Origin of the sequence: Enterovirga rhinocerotis, from assembly GCF_004363955.1 — a bacterium.
Lineage (GTDB): Bacteria > Pseudomonadota > Alphaproteobacteria > Rhizobiales > Beijerinckiaceae > Enterovirga > Enterovirga rhinocerotis.
This window is the reverse complement of record NZ_SNZR01000011.1, coordinates 1-21,752: the sequence shown is the minus strand read 5'-3', so window position 1 is coordinate 21,752 and position 21,752 is coordinate 1. Positions and strand designations below refer to the sequence as shown.

Genomic DNA, 21,752 nt, shown 5'->3' with positions numbered 1-21,752 from the left:
CGCGGCGATGGTAGCGCCGGTACTCTTCATACTTTCGACTGTCAACAGTTCTTGTTCGACAACGACCGTCGCAGGGACGCGCAGGCCGCTTGACGATCCCCACGCGACGTCCGAGATTATCGTTGTCGACAGTCAACGTTCAACGAGGGTCAAATGACCTACGAAGTCTACGCCGTGCGCTATGCGCGCAATGCGGAGCGCCGGTCGCCTGATAATTTCCTGGGCGGCGATACGCATGACGTGCCGATGCCGATGGACTTCTACGTCTGGACCATCGTGGGAGAGGGCCGCACCATCGTCGTCGATACCGGCTTCGACGCGACGAGCGGGGCGCGGCGCGGGCGCGACGTCATGCGGCCGGTCAAGACGGGGCTGGAGCAGATCGGCATCCAGTGCGACGCGGTGGACGACGTCGTCGTGACGCACATGCATTGGGACCACGCCGGCAATCACGGGCTGTTCCCGAACAGCCGCTACCACATCCAGGATCGGGAGATGGGCTATTGCACCGGGCGGTGCATGTGCCACGAGCCGATGCGCCGGCCCTTCGACGTCGAGGACGTCACGGAGATGGTCGGGAAGATCTTCGCCGGACGCGTCGCCTTCCACGACGGCGACGCGGAAATCGCGCCGGGCGTCTCCCTGCATTGGGTCGGCGGACATTCGAAGGGACTTCAGGTCGTCCGGGTGCGGACCCGCAGAGGCTGGGTCGTGCTCGCCTCCGATGCCGCCCACTACTACGCCAATTTTCGCCAGGGCAGGCCCTTCCCCATCATCCATAGCCTCGAGGACCTCTTCGACGGCTTCGGCAAGCTGAACGCGCTGGCGAGCAGCGCGGACCACATCATTCCCGGGCACGACCCGCAGGTGCTGACCAGCTACCCGCCGGCGCGCGACGGCCTCGACGGCATCGCCCGCCTCGACCTCGAACCCTCGGCGCCCGGACGCTGAGACGTGACGGCAGGACGATCGAACAACCAGAACCAGATGGGAGGAACGACGATGAGATATGCGACGATGTCAGGTGTGACGGGCGTGCTGGCCGCCCTGTTGGCGGCGCCCGCATCCGCGGCCGAGCCTCTCCGGATCGGGGTCCATGCGAGCTTCTCAGGCGCCGCCGCGATTTTCGCGCAAGGCATGCAATCGGCAGGCGAACTTGCGGCCGAGGACGTGAAGTCGGCCGGAGGCCTGAAGATCGGCGGAAAGACCTACGAGATCACGCTCAAGGCCTATGACGACAAGTACAAGGCCCAGGATGCCGTCACGACGATGGATCGCCTGATCCATGAGGACAACATCCGGTTCGTGATCGGCCCGCTCGGGTCCGCCGCGGCCGTCGCCACGCGGCAGAAGACCTCCGATGCCAAGGTGATGACCTTCACGATGGCCTTCTCCCATCGCGCTCTCGGGGCCGAGGCGCCCTATGCCTTCCGTCCGGTGGTCACGACCGGCGAATTCACGGACGCCCAGCTCGACTGGGTCCTGAAACAGGCGCCCGTGAAGAAGGTCCGGGCCCTTCTTCCCAACGACGAGACCGGACAGCAGATGGGCGCGGCGGGCCAGAAGGCCTATCGCAGCCGGGGGGTGACGCTCGACGTCGACTATTTCGAGCGCGAGCGCGTCGACTTCGTCCCGCTGCTGACGCGCGTGCTCCCGCAAGCCGACGCGCTCGAGATCGGAGGCGTCGCGCCTCTCACCACGGGACTGATCATCAAACAGGCGCGCGAACTGGGCTACAAGAACCCGATCTTCATCACCGGCGGCGACGTGACGGCGGAGGTCGTCAAGGTGGCCGGCAAGCAGGCGACCGAGGGGGTCTACATCCACATTCCCCTGGACCCCAAACGTCCCGAAACGGCCGCCTTCATCGCGCGCTACACCAAGAAATACGGCCATGCGCCGAACGGTTTCACGCCGTTCTTCTACGCCGCCATGCAGATGTTGCTGCAATCCATCCGCAACGTCGATTCGGTCGAGGACACCGGCCGGATCGCGAAGGAGCTGGCCTCCCTCAAGGACTTCCCCACCGTGCTCGGACGGGCACGCTGGAGCGGGGAGAAGGCCTACGGGATCAACCACCAGATCGATCTGCCCTTCTATGTCGGGCAGATCAGGAACGGCGAGGCCGTCACCATGGCGACCTGCGATCCCGCCGCCTGCCGGTAGCGCGACACCGGCCCGGCCGATCTAATGTCTATTGTTGACAACGATCCGAAGCTGTGGTGCTTGCTCGGCTCATGATGACAGAGCGGGACCGATCCAACGGTCCCGCCTCGGGGAGGTCGGGCCATGAAGCGGCATTGTCTGGCGGCGGCCATCGCCGTGCTCGCGTCCGGGGGCGCCCGGAGCGAGACGCTGCTCCTCGGCGTCAATGCGACGTTGTCGGGCGGAGGCGCGATCTGGGGCGAAGGCATGCTCGGAGCCGCCCGCGCGATGGCCGACCGGGTCAACGAAGGCGGCGGCGTCAAGATCGGCGACAAGACCTACACGATCGACCTCAAGGTCTACGACGACCGCTACCGCCCCCAGGATGCCGTCACCGCGATGGATCGGCTGATCAACGACGACGGCGTCAAGGTCGTGGTCGGTCCGATGGGTTCGGCGTCGACGGTCGCGACGCAGGCGCGGTCGACGGAAGCCAAGGTGATTACGCTGACGATGGGCTTCACGCCCAAGGCGATCGGCAGCGCCCTGCCCTACGCCTTCCGGCCGACCATCACGACCACGGAATTCACCGGGCCGCAGCTCGCCTGGGTCGGGGCGAAGCTCTCGCCGAAGCGCGTGCGGGCGCTCCTGCCCAACGACGAGACCGGACAATCCGTGGGCGCCTCGCAGAAGGAGGCCTACAAGGCGATCGGCGTTGACCTGCAACTCGACTTCTTCGATCGCGAGCGGGTCGATTTCGTCCCCGTCCTGACCCGGATCCTGTCGCAATCCGACGTCCTCGAGATCGGCGGCAACTCGCCGACGACGGCCGGCCTGATCATCAAGCAGGCACGCGAACTGGGCTACAAGGGCCCGATCCTCGTGACCGGCGGCGACGTCACGGCAGAGCTCGTCAAGGTGTCGGGCAAGCAGGCGGCCGAGGGCACCTACGTCCATCTGCCACTCGACAGCGGTTACGCCGAGACCGCCGGCTACATCCGGGACTTCGAAGCGAAGTACAGGAAGCCGGTCAACGGCCACAACGCCTTCTCCTTCGCCGGATTGCAGATGCTGCTCGAGGCGATGAAGCGTGCCGGCTCGGTGAGCGACACGACCCGCATCGCCGCGGAGCTGGAGAAGGTGTCGGCCTTCCCGACCATCGTCGGCAAGGCCGGCTGGACGGGCCGGGAGCGCTACGGAATCGACCACCAGATCGACGTGCCGTTCTACATCGGCCAGATCCGGGATGGCGTCGCGGTCAAGGTCGCGACCTGTTCCTACAAGTCCTGCGAATAGGCGCAGCCCGCCGCACCGGCTTCCCTCGCGCAGGAGTACGTTCAGTGGGACTCGGCACCGTCGTCGCCCAGACGATCGTCAACGGACTGATGGTCGGCATGATCTACGTCCTGATGGCGATCGGCTTCACGCTCGTGTTCGGGATCATGCGGATCGTCAATTTCGCGCATGGCGAATTCTACATGATCGGCGCGTTCGTCTTCGCCATCGTGTTCGACAGCCTCGGCGTTCCGGTCGCAGTCAGCATCCTGGCGGCGGTGATCGTCGTGGGTCTGTCGGGCGTGGTGGTGGAGCGCGCGATCTTCCGGCCCTTCACGGGCGACGAACTGAACGGGATGATCGCGTCGCTGGGTCTCGCGTTGATCCTGCAGAACGGCGCCCTGCTGGTCCTCGGCCCCTCCCCCCGCTCGGTCCCCGCGATCGTTGACGGGACGGTCTCGATGGCGGGCCTGGTCTTCTCGCTGTCGCGGATGACCGTCATCGGGGTGGGCGCGGTGGCGATCCTCGCCCTGTACCTCCTCGTGGTCCACACGCAGTTCGGGCGCGCCATGAGGGCTGTCGCCCAGGACCCCGAGATCGCTCTCGTCCAGGGCATCCGGCCCGAGCGCGTCTATCCGATCGCCTTCGCCCTCGGCGTCGCGCTCGCGGCCCTGGCTGGAGCGCTGATGGCGCCTGTCCTGTCGGTTTCGCCCTTCATCGGCCTCACCCCCACCCTCAAGGCCTTCATCGTCGTGGTCATCGGAGGGCTCGGCAGCATCCCGGGGGCGGTGCTCGGAGGCCTGCTGCTCGGCCTGATCGAAAGCGCGGCAGGCACCTTCCTGAGCGCGGTGGTCGCCGACATCGCCCAGTTCGTCATCGTGATCGCCGTGGTCCTCCTGAGGCCCTGGGGACTGCTCGGCAAGAAGGAACGCGAGGCATGAGACGGTCCGCCCTGCTGCTCGCGCTCGCCGCGGCCGTCATCGCCCTGATCCCGGTCGTCGCGCCGAACCTCTTCTATGTCCACCTCGCGATCGTGACCTGCCTCAACGTCATGTTCGTGCTGGGGCTCGCGGTCATCGCGCGGGTCGGGCAGCTCTCGATGGGGCATGCGGGGTTCGGTCTGCTCGGCGGCTACGTCTCGGCGCTCCTGGCGATGAATCTCGGGCTTCCCGTGCCGCTCGGCCTCCTCGCCGCGACGCTCGCCGCCGCCGCGACGGCGGCGCTGCTCGGCTGGATCATCCTGCGGCTCCGGGGCGTCTACTTCGTGCTCGTCGCCTTCTCCTTCGGGCAGATCGTGGTGCTGCTGGCCCTCGGGATGGAGGACATCACGCAGGGAGCGAACGGGCTCGTGAACGTGCCCGCCCCGGCGGTGTTCGGGTACCTCCTCAACACCAAGACCGCCTTCTACCCGCTGGCCGTCGCCGCGGCCGCGCTCGTCGGGACCGGTGTGTGGTTGCTGTTCCGCTCGCCCTTCGGCGATGCGATGGCCGCGATCGCCGAGAACCCGCGCCTCACCGAATCGAGCGGGGTCGACACGCATGTCTATCAGGTGGTGGCCTTCTCCATCGGCAGCGGCATCGCGGGTTTCGCCGGTGCCCTGAGCACGCACTACTTCCAGTTCATCTCGCCGGACAGCTTCACGTTCTGGGATTCGGTCTCGTACCTCACCATGCTCGTGGTCGGCGGACGGGTCGGCGTGTGGGGTCCCATTCTCGGGGCCGTCGTGCTCACGCCGCTTCCGGAGCTCCTGCGCTCGACCCAGGGCCTGCAGCATGTGCTCTATGGTGCGGTCCTGATCCTCGTGCTGCTCTTCCTGCGCGACGGGCTGGTCGGGCTGCCCGCCCGCCTGAGGGGCCTGCGCAGAACCTCGGCACCGCACCCGATCCTCGAACATTCGCCGGAGCGCCCGTCGTGACCCTTCTCGACGTCAGCGGAGTCCAGCGCGTCTTCGGCGGCCTCGTCGCGCTCAAGGACCTGACCTTCGCGGTGCGCGAGGGGGACCTCCTCGGCCTGATCGGACCCAACGGGGCCGGCAAGACGACGGCGTTCAACGTCATCAGCGGGGTGATCCCGCCCTCGGCCGGCCGGATCCTCTTCGCCGGCCGCAGCATCACGGGGATGTCCGCCAACCGCATCGTGCGCCAGGGGCTGGCGCGGACGTTCCAGGCGGCGACCGTCTATCCGGGCCAGACCGCGCTGCAGAACATCGTGCGCGGCCGCTTCGCGTTCTCCAGGCCGGGCCTCGCCGAGGGCCTGCTGCGGCCCGGCGGCTGGCAGCGCCGTCAGGAGGCGATCGCGCTCGACCTGCTCGCCCTCTTCGGGCTGGACCATCGCGCGGGCGTGACGGCGCGCGAGCTGGCATACGGCGAACAGAAGCGCCTCGGCGTCGCCATCGCCCTCGCCAGCGACCCGAAGCTGCTGATGCTGGACGAACCCGTGGCGGGGCTCAATCCCGAGGAGGCGGAGGAGATGTCCGGCGCCCTGCTGCGGGTGAAGGAGCAGCGCAACATCACGATGGTCCTCGTCGAGCATCACATGCGCGTCGTGATGGCGTTGTGCAACCGCATCGTCGTCCTGAACCACGGCAGCCTGATCGCGGAGGGAACGCCCGCCGAGATCGCGGCCGACGAGCGCGTGATCGAGGCCTATCTCGGCCGGAGGCAGTCGCATGCTTGAGGTCAGCGGCATCGGCGTCACCTACGGAGCGACGCGCGCGGTGACGAATGTGAGCCTGACGGTGGACCGCGGCGCGATCGTCTCGCTGATCGGCTCGAACGGCGCCGGCAAGACCACCACGCTGAAGGCCATCATCGGCCTCGCGCGCAATCAACGGGGCGAAATCCGGCTCGACGGCAGACGGATCGATCACCTCGCGGCGCCCGAGCGCGTCGGGCTCGGCCTGGCGCTGTCGCCCGAAGGCCGGCGCGTCTTCCCGCAGATGAGCGTGCTCGACAACCTTCTCGTCGGCGCCTACCTGCGGCGAGACGGACGAGGGGCGCATGCTGACCTCGAGCGCATCTTCGCCTATTTCCCGCGCCTGCGCGAGCGGCGCGAGCAGGTGGCCGGCTCGCTCTCCGGCGGCGAGCAGCAGATGCTCGCGATCGGGCGCGCGCTGATGGCGAAGCCGCAATTCCTGCTGCTGGACGAGCCCTCGCTCGGTCTCGCCCCCATCATCGTCGACGAGATCGAGCGCATCATCCGCGAGATCAACACCGACATGAAGGTCGCGATCGTGCTCGTCGAGCAGAACGCCAACCTCGCGCTGCGGCTCTCCGACCATGCCTATGTGCTGGAGATGGGCTCCACCACCCTCGACGGGACGGGCGCGGAACTGCTCGCGAGCGACTACGTCCGGCGGGCGTATCTCGGGGTCTGAGGGACGGATGGCGCAGCGGGATGCGCGGATGCGGAGGATGACGGTGCAGAGCGGATTGGGCTTCATCGGGCTGGGCGTGATGGGCGAGCCGATGTGCCGGCATCTCGCCACGAAGAGCGGGGCGCGGGTCGTGGCCTACGACCTCTCGCCCGAGCCGCTCGCCCGCCTCGCGGACCACGGAGTCGTGGCGGCAGCGTCGGCGCGCGAGGTCGCGGCCGACGCTGACACGGTGTTCGTCTCTCTGCCGAGCGGCCGCCATCTGGACGATCTCTGCCGGGGCGACGGCGGCCTCCTGGCCGCGATCGGGCGGGGACAGACAATCGTCGATCTCGGCACGAGCCCGCTTTCGCTGTCGCGAGAACTCGCCGGCCTCTTCGCAGCCAACGGCGCCGATTATGCCGACGCCCCGGTGGCAAGGACGCGTCAGGCCGCCGAAAGCGGAACGCTGGCGATCACCGTCGGAGCCAAGGACGAGGTGTATGCCCGCATCGAGCCCCTGCTGCGCTGCTTCGCCTCGGAGGTCACGCATTGCGGCGATGTCGGCGCCGGTCAGATCGTCAAGATCCTCAACAACATGGTCGTGGTCCAGACCGTCGTCGCCCTGTCCGAGGCGAGCGCCATCGCGCGATCGGTCGGGATCGACACGACGGCGCTGTTCGAGACCTTCGCCAAGGGTTCGGCCGACAGCTTCGCCCTCCGCAACCACGGCCTGAAGGCCGTCGCTCCCCGCAGCTTCCCGGAGCGGGTCTTCTCCACCGACTACATGCTGAAGGACATCTCGTACGCCCTCGAGATGGCCGAGGCGGCGGGGCTCGATACGGGCGGGGCGGTGAATGGCCGGGACCTGCTGATGCGCGCGTCGATGCAGGGGCATGGCGCCGAGTACTGGCCGGTCATCTCCGCTCTGATGAGGCCTCGCACCGATCGGCCTTCCTGACGGCCCGACGTCGCGATCCGCGGCCCGGACCGGCCGCGGACCTACAATCCGAAGGGGAGGAACAGATGATACGCGCCCTCGTCACCCTCGCGGCCGCGATGGTCGGCCTGCTCTCCGCGGCGAGCGCGGACACCTATCCGAGCCGCCCGATCACGCTGGTCGTTCCCTATGGCGCCGGGAGCGGCACGGACGCGATCGCCCGGATGGTGGCGGTCCACCTGACGGAGGCGCTCGGCCAGAAGGTGGTCGTCGAGAACAAGGTCGGAGCGAACGGCGCGCTCGGCGCCGCCTCGGTCGCGCGCGCCGAGCCCGACGGCTACACGATCCTGATCGGCGGCGTCACGACGCATGCCGCCAATCCGAGCCTGATGAAGACGATCTCCTACGACCCGGTCAAAGACTTCGCGCCCATCGGCCAGGTCGGGATCTTCCCCTACGTCCTGGTCGTCGACGCCGCGTCGCCCTTCCGCTCCCTCGGAGACCTGATCGAGGCGGCCAAGGCGCGGCCGGGCCAGCTCTCGTTCGCGCACGGCAACGCGCTCGGCCATCTGTCGGGCGAAGTCTTGAAGCGGCGCGCGGGGATCGATCTCGCCAAGGTCCCCTATCGCAGCAGCCCCCAGGCCATCACCGACCTCCTGGGCGGGCGCGTGACCCTGCTGTTTACCGACATGACGGCCTCGATGTCGCAGATCAAGGCGGGGGCGTTGCGGGCGCTCGCCGTCACGAACGAGGAGCGGAGCGGCCTGATGCCGGAGCTTCCGACCATGCGGGAAGGCGGCGTGCCGCTCTCGGACATCGCAGCCTGGACCGGCATCTTCGCGCCGGCGCGCACCCCTCGCCCCATCCTGGAGAAGCTGTCGGCCGCCCTGACAGCGACCATGGCGAAGCCCGAGCTGAAGGAGAAGCTCGCCGTCATCGGCTTCGAGGCGCTGCCCACACCCCCCGAGGCGCTCGGCCGGCGCGTCGCGGCCGAGGTCGCGCAATGGGCGGTCCTGACGAAGGAAGCCGGGCTGGAGCCGCAATAGCGTCCGGGCGCGCCGATCCGCGCGCCCGGATACGCCGTCAGAGCGAGAGGATCCGCCGGGCATCGGCCGGCGAGGCGATGTCCTCGCCGATCGAGGTCACGATCGTCACCGCCCGCTCGACGAGCGGCGCGTTGCCCTCGGCGAGTTCGCCCTGCGCGATGAAGAGGTTGTCCTCGAGCCCGACGCGCACGTGCCCGCCCAGGATGACCGACTGCGCGACCATGGGAAACTCGCTCCGCGAGATGCCGAAGGCCGACCAGACCGTCCCGGCCGGGAGCATGTTCTTCATCGCGGTCATCGCCTCGGTGGTCGCGGGCGCGCCCCCCCGGATCCCGAGACAGAACTGGAAGAACGGAGGCTTCTCGATGATGCCCTGTTCGATCAGATACAGCGCGTAGCCGACCTGGCCGAGATCGAAGACCTCGAGTTCGGGCTTCACCCCGGCCTCGTAGATCGCGCGCGCCATGTGACGGATGTGGTCGAGCGAGTTCACGATCGGGCTCGCGCCGAAATTCATCGTCGCGATGTCGAGAGAGCAGATCTCGGGACGCAGCGCCACGACATGCTCGACCCGCTCGTCGGGCGGGCGGACCATCACCTCGGCGCTGCGAGGATCGTCGATCGGGGGATCGAACCGCGCGCCGGGTCCGGTCGTGAGATTGATCACGACGTCGGACCCCGAATCGCGGATGCGCGAGACCACCTCCCGGAACAGCTCGACGCCACCGCCCGGCGCCCCCGTCTCCGGATCGCGGACATGGATATGGACGACCGCCGCCCCCGCCCTGGCAGCCGCCAAGGCCTCCTCCGCGATCCGTTTGGGCGTGATGGGCACGTAGCGGCTGTTCTTCGTCATGGGGCTGCCCCCCGTCACCGCGCAACTGACGATCACTTTCCGGCTCACATTGCCCTCCCCGATCCTGTGCCGCGCCGCGCGCCCCCGACAGGCAGACGCTCCTCGGCAAGCACATGACGGCCTTCTCTAGCAACCGCGATCTATTGTTGACAATCGACAATGATGATGAAAATGGCTGGTCGGGAGCAGACCGTGGCCTCCATGTCGTGTCTGCCCGAAACAGGAGGAAACGATGGGCCGATGGATCCGCATCGTGTCGGCATTCGCCATGACGTCCGTGTTCGGCGTCGCGAATGCCCAGATTTCCGACCGTGTCGTGAAGCTCGGAATCCTGACCGACATGTCGAGCCTCTACGCCGACGGGAGCGGGCCGGGATCGGTCGCCGCGGCAGAGCTCGCGATCGAGGACGCCGGTGGCAAGGTCGCGGGAGCCCCGATCGAGATCGTCTTCGCCGACCACCAGAACAAGCCCGATATCGGATCGAACATCGCCCGCCGCTGGTACGATACGGAGAAGGTCGATGCGATCGTCGACGTGCCGACCTCCTCGATCGCCCTCGCCGTCCAGACCATCACCCGCGAGAAGAACCGCGTCTTTCTGATCTCCGGCAGCGGCTCGTCGGACCTGACCGGCAGCGCCTGCTCGCCGAACGGCCTCCAATGGACCTACGACACCTACGCCCTGTCGCAGGTGACAGCCCGCGCGCTGGTGGCGCGGGGAGACGACACCTGGTTCTTCATCACGGCCGATTATGCGTTCGGCCACGCCCTGGAGCGCGATGCCGCGGCTGTCGTGAAGGCGAATGGAGGCAAGGTGCTCGGCGCGGTTCGAGCCCCTCTCAACACCTCAGACTTCTCGTCGTTCCTGCTGCAGGCCCAGGCGTCGGGCGCGAAGGTGATCGCGCTCGCCAGCGCCGGCGGCGACACCCAGACGACGATCAAGCAAGGTGCGGAGTTCGGCATCACGCCGAAGCAGAAATTCGCGGCGCTGCTCTTCAACGTGCGGGACGCCCACAGCCTCGGTCAGAAGGCGGTGGCCGGTCTCGCCGTGGCGGAGGGCTGGTACTGGGACCAGGACGACGCCTCCCGCGCCTTCTCGAAGAGGTTTCAGGCCAAGACCGGCCGCATGCCGACGATGGTCCAGGCCGGCGTCTACTCGGCCGTGGCGCACTACCTGAAGGCCATCGCGGCCACGGGCGGAGACCAGGCCGCTCCCGTCCTCGCCAAGATGCGCGAGACGCCCGTGAATGACATGTTCGCGCAAGGCGGCCGGGTGCGGCCCGATGGGCGCATGGTCTATGACTGGGCGCTCCTCGAAGCGAAGCAGCCCTCGGATTCGACCGGGGAATGGGACATCTACCGGAAGGTCGCGACCATTCCCGGCGATCAGGCCTTCCGGCCGATGTCGGAAGGCGGCTGCCCCTACCTCAAGAACTGAGCGGGGGACCGTCCGCGACGCAGCGCCCGCGATGCCGCCTCAGCCTCCCTGCCGGGGCGGACGGGTGCCGCCATAGGCCTCCCAGAGGCTCGCCGTGATCCAGCCGCAATCGACGACGAGATCGGTTCCGGTGATGGCGGAGGCCCGGTCGGAGGCGAGGAACTCCACGGCCTCGCCGACCTCCGACGGCTCCACGCATCGGCCGAGCGCCATGCGCTGGTCGAGATCGGCCGGATAGCGGTTGCCCGCACGCTTGCGCTCCACCACGCGCGGCACCAGCGTGATGCCCGGGGAGACGCTGTTCACGCGCACGCCCGAGCGGCCCCATTCGCCCGCAAGGCTCTTCGAGAGGTTGATGATCGCGGCCTTCGTCGGCGCATAGATGTTGAGCGGCGTCGAGCCGTGTCCCGTCACCGAGGACAGGTTGACGATGCTGCCTCGGCCGCGCGCGGCCATCCTCGTGCCGAAGGCGCGGTCGGCATGGTAGGTCCCGGCGAGATTGATGCGCGTGATCTGCTCGAAGAGCCCCGCATCGCTCGTCTCGATCGGCTCGTTCGGCTGGAAGACGCCGGACGAGACGATGAGCGCCGTCGTCGCCCCGATCTCCCGTTCGGAAATCTCGGCCAGGGCTGCGAGGCTGCCGGCCTCGGCGACGTCGATCTCGTAGGCGGCGCCCCCCAATTCACGCGCGAGCTCCTCGCCCGCCCGCATGTCCCGATCGCCTATCACGACGACCCATCCCCGCGCCCGCATCACGCGTGCGGTCGCCGCGCCGATCCCGTTCGCACCCCCGACGATCACCGCGATCGGCTCCGATGTCCGGGTCAGGCCGGTGCCTTCCTCCATCTCGATCCCTCCGCTCATGGCCTGCCCTCTCCTCGCCTGTCGGATCCCCAGATCGCATGCCGCGGCAGTTGTTGACAATCGACAATGAGCATTCTATCGCCGGGCCAAGAACGGGAGGTGGCGCGTGGCCCAATCCATTCGCTCGGTCGTGATGCGAGGCGGAACCAGCCGGGCGGTGTTCCTGCGGGAAGCCGATCTGCCTGATGATCCCATCGAGCGGGATCGCATCATCCTCGCCGTGTTCGGATCGCCGGATCGCCGGCAGATCGACGGGATCGGAGGCGCAGATCCGCTCACGAGCAAACTCGCCATCATCGGCCCGCCCCGGCACGACGAGCCGCGGGCGAAAGGCACGCACCTGACCTACACCTTCGGCCAGGTCGAGATCGAACATCCCGAGATCGACTGGCTGAGCCTGTGCGGCAACATCAGCTCCGCGGTGGGAGCCTATGCCGTCTTCGAGGGGCTGGTGCGGCCGGTCTCGCCGACGACGATCGTGAAGGCGTTCAACACCAATCTCAGCCGTGTGCTGACGATCGAGGTGCCGGTCGAGAACGGACGCCCGATGGAGGCCGGCGACTATGTCGTGCCCGGCGTCCCGGGCTGCGGCGCCAAGATCCTGATCGATTTCGCCGACACGGCCGGCGGCGCGACCGGCAGGCTTCTGCCAACCGGCAACCCCGTCGACCGGCTGGACGTGCCCGGCTTCGGAGCGCTGGAGGCCTCGCTGGTTGATATCGGTAATGCGCATGTCTTCGTGCGGGCCCGCGATCTCGGCCTGGCCGGCACCGAAAGCGCCGCGGAGATCGACCGGAACAGCGAACTTCGTGCCCTGCTCGAGCGTATCCGCGGGGCCGGCGCCGTGCGCATGGGTATGATCCCGGATGCGGAACGCTCGCGCGAGGACAGCCCGGCGACCCCCCTCCTCGGCATCGTGTCGCCACCGGCCGCGTACCGCAACGATCTCACGGGCGAGACGGTGGCCGCCGCCGATGTCGATCTCGTCTCGCGCCTGATGTTCATGCAGCAGATGCACAAGACCTACGCCGGCACGAGCACGGTCTGCACGGGCGTCGCGAGCCGCCTGCCCGGCACCCTGGTCCACGAGGCGGCCCGGCCGCACAACAGGCTCGAGGTCCGGATCGGACACCCGGCCGGCGTCATCGTGACGGAAACGGCCGTCGAGCCGGACGGCGACGCATTCCGCGTCCATCGCGCCACGCTGGGGCGCACCGCCCGCCGCATCATGGAGGGCTACGTCTTCATCCCCGACGCGGTCGCGGCATCGCCCGGCCATTGAACGCCCCGGCGGGGCGGACGCCCCGATGCCGAAGACAGCAGGAGACGCCATGACCATCGGCGTGACGCCGGCCCCGACCTACGAGCTCTATGCGATCCGCTACGCCACGCGCGGAGGCCAGCGCAGGGATCACTTCATGGGCGGCGACCCTCACGAAGGGGCGATGCCGATGGATTACTTCCTGTGGGCCGCCGTCTCCCCGGAGCGAAGCGTCGTGATCGATGCCGGCTTCAACGCGGAGGTCGCCGCGCGACGGGGACGGACCTTCCTCCGCTGTCCGGTCGAGGCGCTGCGGCTGGTCGGGGTCGACCCCGACACGGTCGAGGACGTGGTGCTGAGCCATCTGCACTACGATCACGTCGGCAATTTCGATCGCTTTCCGGCCGCGCGCTTCCACCTGCAGGAGCCGGAACTGCATTATGCGGTGGGCCGCTACATGCGCTATCCGCGCCTGTCGCATGCCTTCGAGGTCGACGACGTCTGCGGCATCGTCCGGCTGAACTACGCGCATCGCGTCGTCTTCTATACCGGCTCGGCCGCTCTTGCTCCGGGCATCGGGCTGCATGCCGCGGGCGGCCATTCGGCGGGGCTGCAATTCGTCACCGTGAACACGCGGCGCGGGGTCGTGGTCCTCGCTTCCGACGTGAGCCACTTCTACGAAAATCTCGAGCGCCTGCGACCCTTCCCGACCGCCTTCCACGTCGGCGAGATGCTGGAGGGGTTCGACAAGCTCCTGGCCGCCGCGCCGACGCCGGATCACATCGTGCCGGGGCACGATCCGCTGGTCATGGCGCGCTATCCGGCGCCCTCGCCCGACCTGGAGGGGATCGCCGTTCGGCTCGACGTCGCGCCCTCGCCTCGCGAGCCCTCCTGAGCGGACGGCAAGCATTGAACGCCGATCGCCCCTCCAAGACCCAGATCGCCCATCGCTGGAGTGAAGACATGCCCTCGACCGCCGCAGAAAGTCTCGCCGATCATTTCGTCCACCTGAAGGTCGAGGACATTCCGCAGAACCACCTCGACGACGCCAAGGCCCTGGTGCGGGATTATCTCGGCGTCGCGCTGGGCGGCAGCCAGACCGGGAGCGCCGAGGCGGCGACCCGGTTCGTCCTCGCGACCGGCGGCACCGCGGAATCGACACTGATCGGACACGGCGCCCGGGTGCCGGCGATCCATGCGGCCTTCACCAACGCGATCTCGTCGCATTCCATCGAGCTCGACGACGTCGACATCCTGGCGCTGTTCCACTTCAGCCCGCCGGTCGTCTCCGCGGCCCTCGCCGTCGCCGAACGGGAGAAGTCCAGCGGGCAGGACTTCGTCGCCGCGGTCGTCGCCGGCTGCGAGATGATGGCGCGCGCGAGCGAGGCCACCAACTTCTCCCTGCGCGACAGGGGCTACCACACGACGCCGGTCTGCGGCGTGTTCGGCGCGACCATCGCCGCCGCGCGTCTGCTGAAGCTCGACGTCGAGCAGACGGTCTCCGCCCTCGGCCTCGCCGGGGCGCAGGCCTCCGGGCTGATGGAGATGTACGGCCCCTCGATGCAGAAGCGCTTCAACCCCGGCCCGGCCGCGCGCAACGGCGTCACCGCCGCCCTGATGGCGCAGGCGGGCTTCACAGGCACCGCCTCCATCTTCGACGGCGAGCGGGGCTTCTGCCGCACCTTCAGCGACCGGCACGACATCGGCGCCTTGACCCGGGATCTCGGCAAGACCTTTCCGATCCATATCGAATATAAGGCCTATTCGTGCGCCCGGCCCATCCATAACGCGATCGATTGCGCCCTCGACATCCGAAGGCAGTTGACGGAGCCGCTGTCGGCCGCGCGGTCCATCACGATGCGGCGTCACCCGGCCTGGGCCCATTATCACCTGAACACGCGCCCCAAGACCTATCACGAGGCCCAGGTGAGCCTGCCTTATTCCGTCGCCGTCGCCCTCATCGAAGGGGCAGCCTTCTTTCCTCAGTATCAGAACAGCAAGCTCGCCGACCCCGAGATCCGCCGGCTGTCGGACATGGTCGAGGTGGTGGCGGACGAAACCCTTCCGCGGGGCGTGTCCTGCCTGATGACGCTCAGGACCGAGGGCGGCGCGGAGCTCAGCAGCCAGATCGACCACCCGAAAGGCTCGATCGCCAATCCGATGACGCCCGAGGAGATGAACCGGAAGGTCCACCTTCTCGGCGATCCCGTCATCGGCGAAGGGGCCGTATCGGACATGATCCGAGCGGTGGACCGGATCGAGAGCCTGTCCGGCATCGGCGAGGTGTTGCGCACCACCATTCCCACCCGGCAAGCCGCCTGAGGAGGCCATCATGCACGGCTCGATCGCCCCTCCACCGGCTCTGGTCCCCGGCCCGACCGCGGATCTTGCGGTCTTCGTCGAGTCGGTCGGACGCGGCGGCGTGCCGGACGGCGTCCGGTCGGTGCTCGAAGACGCCCTCGTCGACTCGGTCGGATGCGGCCTCTTCGGCCTGACCACGGACGCGTGCCGCATCGTCCAGGGCTTCGCAGAGGCGCAGGGCGGCCCCCAGGAGGCGTCGCTCTGGGGGGCCGCCGGTCGCCGAGTCTCCGTCGCCAATGCCGCCCTCGCCGTCGGCACGGCGATTCACGGCTTCGATTTCGACGATCACAGCCGCGCCAAGATCCATCCGGGCGCGGCCATCCTGCCGGCCGTGTTCGCCTTCGCCGAACGCGACGACCTCTCCGGCGAGACCGCGCTCCGCGCCCTCGCCGCCGGCTACGAGGTCATGAACCGCGTCAGCCTCGCGACCAATCCGAACTCGTCCCGCATGCGCGGCTGGCATCTGACCGGCACCACGGGAACGTTCGGGGCGGCGGCGGCTTCCGCGGTCGCCCTCGGCCTCGACGCCTGGACCGTCGCGAGCGCGCTGGGCCTCGCCGGCACGCAATCGGCAGGCCTGTGGGCTTTCAACGCCGATGGCGCGATGAGCAAGCGCCTCCATCCGGGGCGGGCGGCGCAGGCCGGAATCGTCGCCGCCCAACTTGCTGCGAGGGGCTTCGAGGGGCCGCGCCAGATCCTCGAGACCAGCGACGGCGGCTTCTTCGTCGCCATGTCGGACGACCCGCGCCCGGCGGAGGTGGCCCGCGAACTCGGCCGGGTCTGGCGGCTCGAGGGGGCGGCGTTCAAGCCCTATTCCTGCTGCGGCAGCAATCACGCCGCCGTGGATGCCGCGATCGCGCTCCGTCGGGAGGAAGGCTTCTGCGCCGACGACATCGATCGCGTGCTCGTCGGGATCAGCCGTGTGGTCGAGCGTCAGACGGGGTTTCCCTATCGGCAGAGCACCGTGCTCAACGCGCAGATGAGCATCCGCTACAACGTCGCGGTCGCGCTGGCGGACGGGACGGCGCTGATCGAGCAGTTCACGCCGCACCGACTGGGCGACTCGTCCCTCAACGCGCTGATCGCGCGCATCGACGTCGAGGTCGATGCGGAGATGGATGCCGTCTACCCGGCTCTCTATGCCGGGATCGTCACCATCCGCCTGAAGGACGGACGCTCGTTCCGACGGCGCGTCGACCATTCCAAGGGCATGCCCGAGAACCGAATGTCCTCGGGAGAGATCGACGCCAAGTTCCTGTCGCTCGTCGGAGCCGCGAGCGGCGACGAGACGGCCCGGGAGCTTCTTCCCCGTCTTCGCGCGGCTTTCGACTCCCCAACGCTCGCGCCCCTGGCGCGATCCCTCGGACGTGCCGCGATCAGGACCTGAGGCCAGCGGGCGTTCCGGGCGCTTCGGCAGGAAAGGGCGAACCATGCGGATCTCGGCACGGGCTGTTCTTCTCGCGGCCCTGGCCGCCATCTGGCTTCCGGCCGACGCCGCCCATGGGCAGGCCTTCCCGACGCGCCCGATCAAGCTCGTCGTCCCCTTCTCCCCCGGCACGTCGTCGGATATCGGCGCACGGCGTCTCGGCCAGGGCCTCGAGACGGTGCTCGGCGTCCCCGTCATCGTCGAGAACGTGGTCGGCGCGGGCGGCATCAACGGCATGCAGCGCGTCGCGTCGGCACCGGCCGACGGCTACACGCTCGGGATCGGCACGGTCGGCACCCATGCGATCAATCTCGGGGTCTACAAGGCCTTGCCCTATCACCCGATCCGCAGCTTCGAGCCCGTCACCCGGTTCATCACCTTTCCCAATGTCGTCGTGGTCCATCCTGCACTCGACGTGCGCGACATGGCCGGCCTCGTGGCGCTCGCGCGTCGGCGGGGCGCAGAGGGGCGGCCGCTCAGCTATGCCTCGGGCGGGAGCGGCACGACGGCGCATCTGGGCGGCGAGCAGCTCAAACAGGCCGCGGGCGTCGATCTCGTCCACGTCCCCTATCGCGGAGCCGCCGCCGCGATGCCCGATCTTCTCAGCGGACGGGTCGACATGATGTTCGGCAACATCTCCGTCGTCTTCGAACAGGTCAGGGCGGGGAGCCTGCGAGCGCTCGCCAATACCGGCACCGCGCGCTCCGACCTGATGCCGCAGATCCCGGCGGTCGGCGAGGTGGGGATGAAGCAGCTCGAACTCTCGAACTGGCTCGGCGTGTTCGCACCGGCCGGAACACCTGCGGAGATCACCGGCCGGCTTCGCAGCGCAGTCCACAGGACCCTCGCCGTGCCGGCCTTGAAGGCGGCCTTCGCGCAGGAGGGGACGGACCTCGTCGAGGATGACAGCGCAGCGGCGTTCACCCGCTTCATCGAGGCGGAGATGGACAAATGGACCGGCGTGACCAGGGCCGCCGGCATCGCGCCGCAATGACGGGCGGCCGACCTCAGGCGGCTCCCTGCTGCCCGTCGAGCCAGGTCACGAAGCGCTTGACGCCCGCCCGCACGGACACCTTCGGCGTCCAGCCGATCGTCTCCGCCGCCCGCCGATTGGCGAAGCGCAGCCGCGTGGCCGTGTAGGACCGCACCGCGCGGGTATCGTCCCGATAGACCGGCGCGAGATCGGGCCGCCCCATGGCCTCGAGGACGTGACCCACGAGTTCGGTCAGCGTCGTGTCGACATCGGTCGAGATGTTCAGCGTCAGGCCATGGGCCTCGCTCGTATAGGCCGCGAACAGGGCGGCCGCGACATCGGTGACGTGGATGTAATCGTGCACCTCCGAGCCGTCGCCGGGAATCTCGGGCGGCCGGCCGGTCCTGACCGTCTCGTAGAGCTGCGCGATGTAGTTGGCGTTCACGGCCCTGCCGTGCTGCCGTTCGCCATAGACGGACGCGAACCGCAGCACATTGGTTTCGAGACCGTAGGTCTTGGCGTAGAGCCCACACAGAGCTTCGCCCAGGAGCTTGCTGGAGCTGTAGACCATCGAGGCCGGGCCGAGCCCTGCGCTGACGAAGCCCACATCCTCGTCCAGCGCCTCCGCCTGCGCATTGCCGTAGGCGGCCGTCGACGACGAGAAGACGACGCGGCCGACACCGGCGTGGCGAGCCGCCTCCAGCGTGTTGACGACGCCGAGCGCGTTGATCTGCACGCCGAGCGCGGGGTTCTGCGACATCGGCAAGGTCAGGAAGCCGGCCAGCGCGAACAGGCCGTCGACACCCTTCGACGCGTCGAGGAGTTCGTTGAGGCGCGTGATGTCGCCGCGGATCAGCCGGACCCGCCGATCCTCCAACAAATGCGCGATGGTGTCCGGGCTGCCGAGAGCGAAGTTCTCCAGCAGCCGGACCTCGGCGGCTCCCCGATCCAGGAGCTGATCCGCGAGATGCGACCCGATCAGGCTGGCGCCACCTGTGATCAGGAACGTGCGCCCTTCCGCCGTTCGCCCCGCCTTTGGACCCGCCATGAGCACCTCCCGCGCGGCCGCACCGGTCCCGGTCGCCGTGAGGCGAGCCGTCCCCGCCACGCTGGCGACGACCCGTCCCACCATCGAACGGCTCTCGCTGGCCGACCTCAATGCGGGGTTATCCGCCCCTCCCATTCATTGTCAACATTCAACATTAATCGTCAACGGACGGGTCGTTCTTCTTGGGGGGAGGCTGGATGGCGAGGCGCGCGTGCTGGAGATGGGCCCGCATTTCATGCTCGGCGAGATCGGGCTTTCGCGCCAGCATCGCCTTGACGATGGAGCGATGCTCCTTGAGGGCCTGACTCGCCCGGCCCCTCCGCGAGCTGGAGCGATACCGATAGATCCGAAGCAGATGATAGAGGTCGTCGCAGAGCATCGCGATCAGCTTCGGATTGCGGCTGCCCTGGATGATTCGGAAGTGGAAGTCGAAATCGCCCGGGCGCTGGTAGTAGCTCTCGCCCGCCTTGAGCGCGCCGGATGATGCGTGCCCTTCCAAGAGGGCCGACAGGGCCTGCAAATCCTCGTCGCTCATCCGCTCGGTCGCCAGCCGGCAGGCCATGCCCTCCAGCGCCTCGCGAACGAAGAAGAGTTCGACGAGATCGGAATCCGTCAAGGACGTCACCCGCGCGCCGATATGCGGCACGCGCTCGACGAGCTTCTTCCCTTCGAGCCGGCGGATCGCCTCGCGGACCGGCCCCCGGCTGATCCCGAAGGATTTCGCCAGCGCCCCCTCGTCGAGCCTGAATTCCGGAGGATAGTCGCCTTTGATGATGGCCTCTTCGAGCCATTCGAAGGCCCGATCCGCCAATGTGCGACCGCTGATATTGCCTGGTTCCATGCCCGCACCGTGGGAGCAACGCGCCCGATCCCTGACGGGGCAGATGCCGATCCTGCCACGCTTAGCAGCACCGCCGCCGCCCGTCCAAGGCGAGGACGCCCCCGGCCTGCGGGCTGCCGAAGAGGATGTCGGACGATGCGCGCGCCGCCGTATTGTCAACAGTTGAAAAAACTGCCTCTCTCACCTATCAAGGGGCGATCGGGCTCGTAACCAGAGGATGGGCGATGAAAGGTGAACGAGGGGCGGCCGGGCTTGGGGCTGCTCGCGCGCATCTCCGTCGATGCCTCTCGGAACGGCGCGCCGTTCTGGCTCCCGGAGCGGCCAACGCGTTGACGGCGCGCGTCATCGAGGATCTCGGATTCGAGGCCGTCTACGTCACCGGGGCAGGCGTTGCGAACACCCATCTCGGCCTGCCCGATATCGGCCTTCTGACGGTCACGGAACTCAACGACGTCGTGGTTCGGATCTCCGACGTCTGCTCCCTACCGTTGATCGTGGATATCGATACGGGCTTCGGCAACGCCATCAATGTCGGGCGGGTCATCGCCACCCTCGAACGTGCCGGCGCCTCCGCGGTCCAGATCGAGGACCAGGTCTTCCCAAAAAAATGCGGGCATTTCGAAGGTAAGGCCGTGATCTCGCAGCAGGAGATGGCGAGCAAGATCAAGGCAGCCGTCGACGCACGGCACGACCCCAACCTGCAGATCATCGCCAGGACCGATGCGAGAGCCGTCGAAGGTCTTGACCGCGCGCTGGAACGTGCAGAATACTATCGGGAGGCCGGGGCCGACGTAATCTTCGTCGAGGCGCCCCTCAATCTGTCAGAACTGACGCTCGTCGGGCAGCTTTCCGCCCCACAGGTCGTCAACATCGTCATCGGCGGCAAGACGCCGGAAATCTCTCAGGCGGAACTTCGCCGGCTCGGCTTCTCGCTGGCCCTCTATGCCAATGCCGCGTTGCAGGCATCGCTTCGCGCGATGCAGGAGACGCTCGGCCACCTCAAGGCGCAAGGCTCCCTCTGGGGCATCGAAGACGCCCTGGCGAGCTTCGCCGAACGTCAGCGGATCGTTGCCAAGCCCGACTATGACCTCCTCGAGGAGCGGTACAAGTCCGCCGATCGGTCCGACGCAGCATGACCTCGATGCAAACCCGCTCGTTAAACCTCCGCGAAGCCAGGACCTTGGCCGACTGATCCACCACGCGGAGTCTGCCAGACGCTGCACCGGATCATCTCATCCGCCGCTCTGAGGCCTCAACTTCGAAAGCATCGATCGCGAAGACGCATTCGTGCGAGACACGTCACCTCTTCGACCGGCAGAGCAGCGGTCGTCTGCGCCAAGAGCGGATCGGAGCAGCAGGCCCTGCGGATCGCGATGGATATCGACGAGGTGCCCGCCTGCGCTCGTCCGGCCAGGTGCTGGCCAAGAGCAAGCGGGAGGACGGTCGGACGGCTTATCGGATCGGGACCAGCGAGGCGGTCCGATGATGCGATCGATGCAGACCAACCGGGCAGCCGCAGGCAATCCCGCGGCGTCATCCGCATCGCTGGCGTCTCAGCTCCAGGGTCTGGAACAGGCAAGCGTCACCGATCTTCGCGCCGAATGGCGTCGGCTCTTCGGCACCGACCCGCCTCGCTTCAGCCGGGACCTCCTCGTCCGAGCCATCGCCTACGGCATCCAGGAGCGGATGTTCGGTGGCATGTCCCGCGCGAGCCTGAAGCAGTCGGACCGATCGAACCGATCGCGCCGGTCGCGATCCGAGCCCGCTGCGCGGCCTTCTCTTCGATGCGGATGGCGAGCGGCTGACGCCGAGCCATGCCCTGAAGAAGGGGGTGCGCTATCGCTACTATGTCTCCCGCCATCTGACGACCGGCGCCAGGACGGAAGCTCGGGGCGTACGCCTGCCCGCTCCCGGCATCGAAGCCAT

Annotated in this window: 21 protein-coding genes; 17 read left to right on the top strand and 4 right to left on the bottom strand. The window is 68.1% G+C overall.

Annotated features, from left to right (window positions below):
- Positions 1-153 precede the first annotated feature (153 nt).
- From EV668_RS00675 to EV668_RS00635, 9 genes are all read left to right on the top strand, one after another.
- A complete protein-coding gene (locus EV668_RS00675) occupies positions 154-951 on the top strand; it encodes an N-acyl homoserine lactonase family protein (protein ID WP_133767947.1) in 798 nt (265 codons plus the stop codon).
- A gap of 51 nt (positions 952-1,002) precedes the next feature.
- Entirely contained in the window at positions 1,003-2,166 is a 1,164-nt protein-coding gene (locus tag EV668_RS00670) for an ABC transporter substrate-binding protein (RefSeq protein ID WP_245512747.1), read from the top strand.
- A gap of 123 nt (positions 2,167-2,289) precedes the next feature.
- Positions 2,290-3,441, top strand: a complete 1,152-nt coding sequence (locus EV668_RS00665; RefSeq protein WP_133767946.1) for an ABC transporter substrate-binding protein — start codon at positions 2,290-2,292, stop codon at positions 3,439-3,441.
- A gap of 44 nt (positions 3,442-3,485) precedes the next feature.
- Positions 3,486-4,361, top strand: a complete 876-nt coding sequence (locus EV668_RS00660; RefSeq protein WP_208111461.1) for a branched-chain amino acid ABC transporter permease — start codon at positions 3,486-3,488, stop codon at positions 4,359-4,361.
- A complete protein-coding gene (locus tag EV668_RS00655; RefSeq protein ID WP_133767945.1) occupies positions 4,358-5,335 on the top strand; it encodes a branched-chain amino acid ABC transporter permease in 978 nt (325 codons plus the stop codon). The genes EV668_RS00660 and EV668_RS00655 overlap by 4 nt, the downstream gene beginning before the upstream one ends.
- Complete coding sequence (locus EV668_RS00650; RefSeq protein ID WP_133767944.1) at positions 5,332-6,096, top strand: ABC transporter ATP-binding protein; 765 nt, start codon at positions 5,332-5,334, stop codon at positions 6,094-6,096. The genes EV668_RS00655 and EV668_RS00650 overlap by 4 nt, the downstream gene beginning before the upstream one ends.
- Complete coding sequence (locus EV668_RS00645; protein ID WP_133767943.1) at positions 6,089-6,796, top strand: ABC transporter ATP-binding protein; 708 nt, start codon at positions 6,089-6,091, stop codon at positions 6,794-6,796. Before EV668_RS00650 ends, EV668_RS00645 begins: the two co-directional genes overlap by 8 nt.
- Positions 6,797-6,803: 7 nt before the next feature.
- On the top strand, positions 6,804-7,733 hold the full coding sequence (locus EV668_RS00640; protein WP_133767942.1) for an NAD(P)-dependent oxidoreductase: 930 nt from the start codon (positions 6,804-6,806) through the stop codon (positions 7,731-7,733).
- 65 nt (positions 7,734-7,798) lie between these two features.
- Positions 7,799-8,758: a Bug family tripartite tricarboxylate transporter substrate binding protein gene (locus EV668_RS00635; protein ID WP_133767941.1), complete on the top strand. Its 960-nt coding sequence runs from the start codon at positions 7,799-7,801 to the stop codon at positions 8,756-8,758.
- A gap of 37 nt (positions 8,759-8,795) precedes the next feature.
- On the opposite strand, the gene EV668_RS00630 is transcribed toward EV668_RS00635, so the two are convergent.
- Complete coding sequence (locus tag EV668_RS00630; protein WP_342636829.1) at positions 8,796-9,650, bottom strand: beta-keto acid cleavage family enzyme; 855 nt, start codon at positions 9,648-9,650, stop codon at positions 8,796-8,798.
- Between the two features lie 196 nt (positions 9,651-9,846).
- Between EV668_RS00630 and EV668_RS00625 the strand changes: the two genes are divergently transcribed.
- A complete protein-coding gene (locus EV668_RS00625) occupies positions 9,847-11,052 on the top strand; it encodes an ABC transporter substrate-binding protein (protein ID WP_133767939.1) in 1,206 nt (401 codons plus the stop codon).
- Positions 11,053-11,091: 39 nt separating this feature from the next.
- On the opposite strand, the gene EV668_RS00620 is transcribed toward EV668_RS00625, so the two are convergent.
- The gene (locus EV668_RS00620) at positions 11,092-11,916 is read right to left on the bottom strand and encodes an SDR family NAD(P)-dependent oxidoreductase (protein WP_133767938.1); all 825 of its coding nucleotides are present in this window, start codon (positions 11,914-11,916) and stop codon (positions 11,092-11,094) included.
- Between the two features lie 106 nt (positions 11,917-12,022).
- Between EV668_RS00620 and EV668_RS00615 the strand changes: the two genes are divergently transcribed.
- From EV668_RS00615 to EV668_RS00595, 5 genes are all read left to right on the top strand, one after another.
- Positions 12,023-13,198, top strand: a complete 1,176-nt coding sequence (locus EV668_RS00615) for a 2-methylaconitate cis-trans isomerase PrpF family protein (RefSeq protein ID WP_208111460.1) — start codon at positions 12,023-12,025, stop codon at positions 13,196-13,198.
- Between the two features lie 25 nt (positions 13,199-13,223).
- Positions 13,224-14,072 (top strand): N-acyl homoserine lactonase family protein, encoded by an 849-nt coding sequence (locus EV668_RS00610; RefSeq protein WP_245512743.1) that lies wholly within the window; start codon positions 13,224-13,226, stop codon positions 14,070-14,072.
- Between the two features lie 68 nt (positions 14,073-14,140).
- Positions 14,141-15,499, top strand: coding sequence for an MmgE/PrpD family protein (locus tag EV668_RS00605; protein WP_133767937.1), 1,359 nt, complete (start codon positions 14,141-14,143; stop codon positions 15,497-15,499).
- 10 nt (positions 15,500-15,509) lie between these two features.
- Positions 15,510-16,925 (top strand): MmgE/PrpD family protein, encoded by a 1,416-nt coding sequence (locus EV668_RS00600; RefSeq protein WP_133767936.1) that lies wholly within the window; start codon positions 15,510-15,512, stop codon positions 16,923-16,925.
- Positions 16,926-16,968: 43 nt separating this feature from the next.
- On the top strand, positions 16,969-17,958 hold the full coding sequence (locus tag EV668_RS00595; RefSeq protein ID WP_133767935.1) for a Bug family tripartite tricarboxylate transporter substrate binding protein: 990 nt from the start codon (positions 16,969-16,971) through the stop codon (positions 17,956-17,958).
- A gap of 13 nt (positions 17,959-17,971) precedes the next feature.
- Here EV668_RS00595 and EV668_RS00590 read toward each other — a convergent pair whose 3' ends face one another.
- Entirely contained in the window at positions 17,972-19,096 is a 1,125-nt protein-coding gene (locus EV668_RS00590; protein ID WP_166652296.1) for an NAD-dependent epimerase/dehydratase family protein, read from the bottom strand.
- Positions 19,097-19,139: 43 nt separating this feature from the next.
- On the bottom strand, positions 19,140-19,826 hold the full coding sequence (locus EV668_RS00585) for a GntR family transcriptional regulator (RefSeq protein ID WP_133767933.1): 687 nt from the start codon (positions 19,824-19,826) through the stop codon (positions 19,140-19,142).
- A 125-nt stretch (positions 19,827-19,951) separates the two neighbouring features.
- Here EV668_RS00585 and EV668_RS00580 point away from each other — a divergent pair, with 125 nt between their 5' ends.
- Positions 19,952-20,962 carry an isocitrate lyase/PEP mutase family protein gene (locus EV668_RS00580; RefSeq protein WP_245512741.1) on the top strand — a complete coding sequence of 337 codons (1,011 nt, stop codon included), beginning with the start codon at positions 19,952-19,954 and terminating at the stop codon, positions 20,960-20,962.
- Positions 20,963-21,308: 346 nt separating this feature from the next.
- A partial coding sequence (locus EV668_RS25700) for a DUF2924 domain-containing protein (protein WP_133767932.1) occupies positions 21,309-21,752 on the top strand: 444 nt, incomplete at its 3' end.

What these genes read in the sequence shown, in the direction of transcription:
- EV668_RS00670 (WP_245512747.1), top strand. Translation starts at nt 1,003, where the DNA reads ATGAGATATGCGACGATGTCAGGTGTGACGGGCGTGCTGGCCGCCCTG.
- EV668_RS00580 (WP_245512741.1), top strand. Translation starts at nt 19,952, where the DNA reads ATGTCGGACGATGCGCGCGCCGCCGTATTGTCAACAGTTGAAAAAACT.
- EV668_RS00620 (WP_133767938.1), bottom strand. Translation starts at nt 11,916, where the DNA reads ATGAGCGGAGGGATCGAGATGGAGGAAGGCACCGGCCTGACCCGGACA.
- EV668_RS00645 (WP_133767943.1), top strand. Translation starts at nt 6,089, where the DNA reads ATGCTTGAGGTCAGCGGCATCGGCGTCACCTACGGAGCGACGCGCGCG.
- EV668_RS00675 (WP_133767947.1), top strand. Translation starts at nt 154, where the DNA reads ATGACCTACGAAGTCTACGCCGTGCGCTATGCGCGCAATGCGGAGCGC.
- EV668_RS00585 (WP_133767933.1), bottom strand. Translation starts at nt 19,826, where the DNA reads ATGGAACCAGGCAATATCAGCGGTCGCACATTGGCGGATCGGGCCTTC.
- EV668_RS00595 (WP_133767935.1), top strand. Translation starts at nt 16,969, where the DNA reads ATGCGGATCTCGGCACGGGCTGTTCTTCTCGCGGCCCTGGCCGCCATC.
- EV668_RS00605 (WP_133767937.1), top strand. Translation starts at nt 14,141, where the DNA reads ATGCCCTCGACCGCCGCAGAAAGTCTCGCCGATCATTTCGTCCACCTG.
- EV668_RS00625 (WP_133767939.1), top strand. Translation starts at nt 9,847, where the DNA reads ATGGGCCGATGGATCCGCATCGTGTCGGCATTCGCCATGACGTCCGTG.
- EV668_RS00655 (WP_133767945.1), top strand. Translation starts at nt 4,358, where the DNA reads ATGAGACGGTCCGCCCTGCTGCTCGCGCTCGCCGCGGCCGTCATCGCC.
- EV668_RS00635 (WP_133767941.1), top strand. Translation starts at nt 7,799, where the DNA reads ATGATACGCGCCCTCGTCACCCTCGCGGCCGCGATGGTCGGCCTGCTC.
- EV668_RS00665 (WP_133767946.1), top strand. Translation starts at nt 2,290, where the DNA reads ATGAAGCGGCATTGTCTGGCGGCGGCCATCGCCGTGCTCGCGTCCGGG.
- EV668_RS00600 (WP_133767936.1), top strand. Translation starts at nt 15,510, where the DNA reads ATGCACGGCTCGATCGCCCCTCCACCGGCTCTGGTCCCCGGCCCGACC.
- EV668_RS00640 (WP_133767942.1), top strand. Translation starts at nt 6,804, where the DNA reads ATGGCGCAGCGGGATGCGCGGATGCGGAGGATGACGGTGCAGAGCGGA.
- EV668_RS00610 (WP_245512743.1), top strand. Translation starts at nt 13,224, where the DNA reads ATGCCGAAGACAGCAGGAGACGCCATGACCATCGGCGTGACGCCGGCC.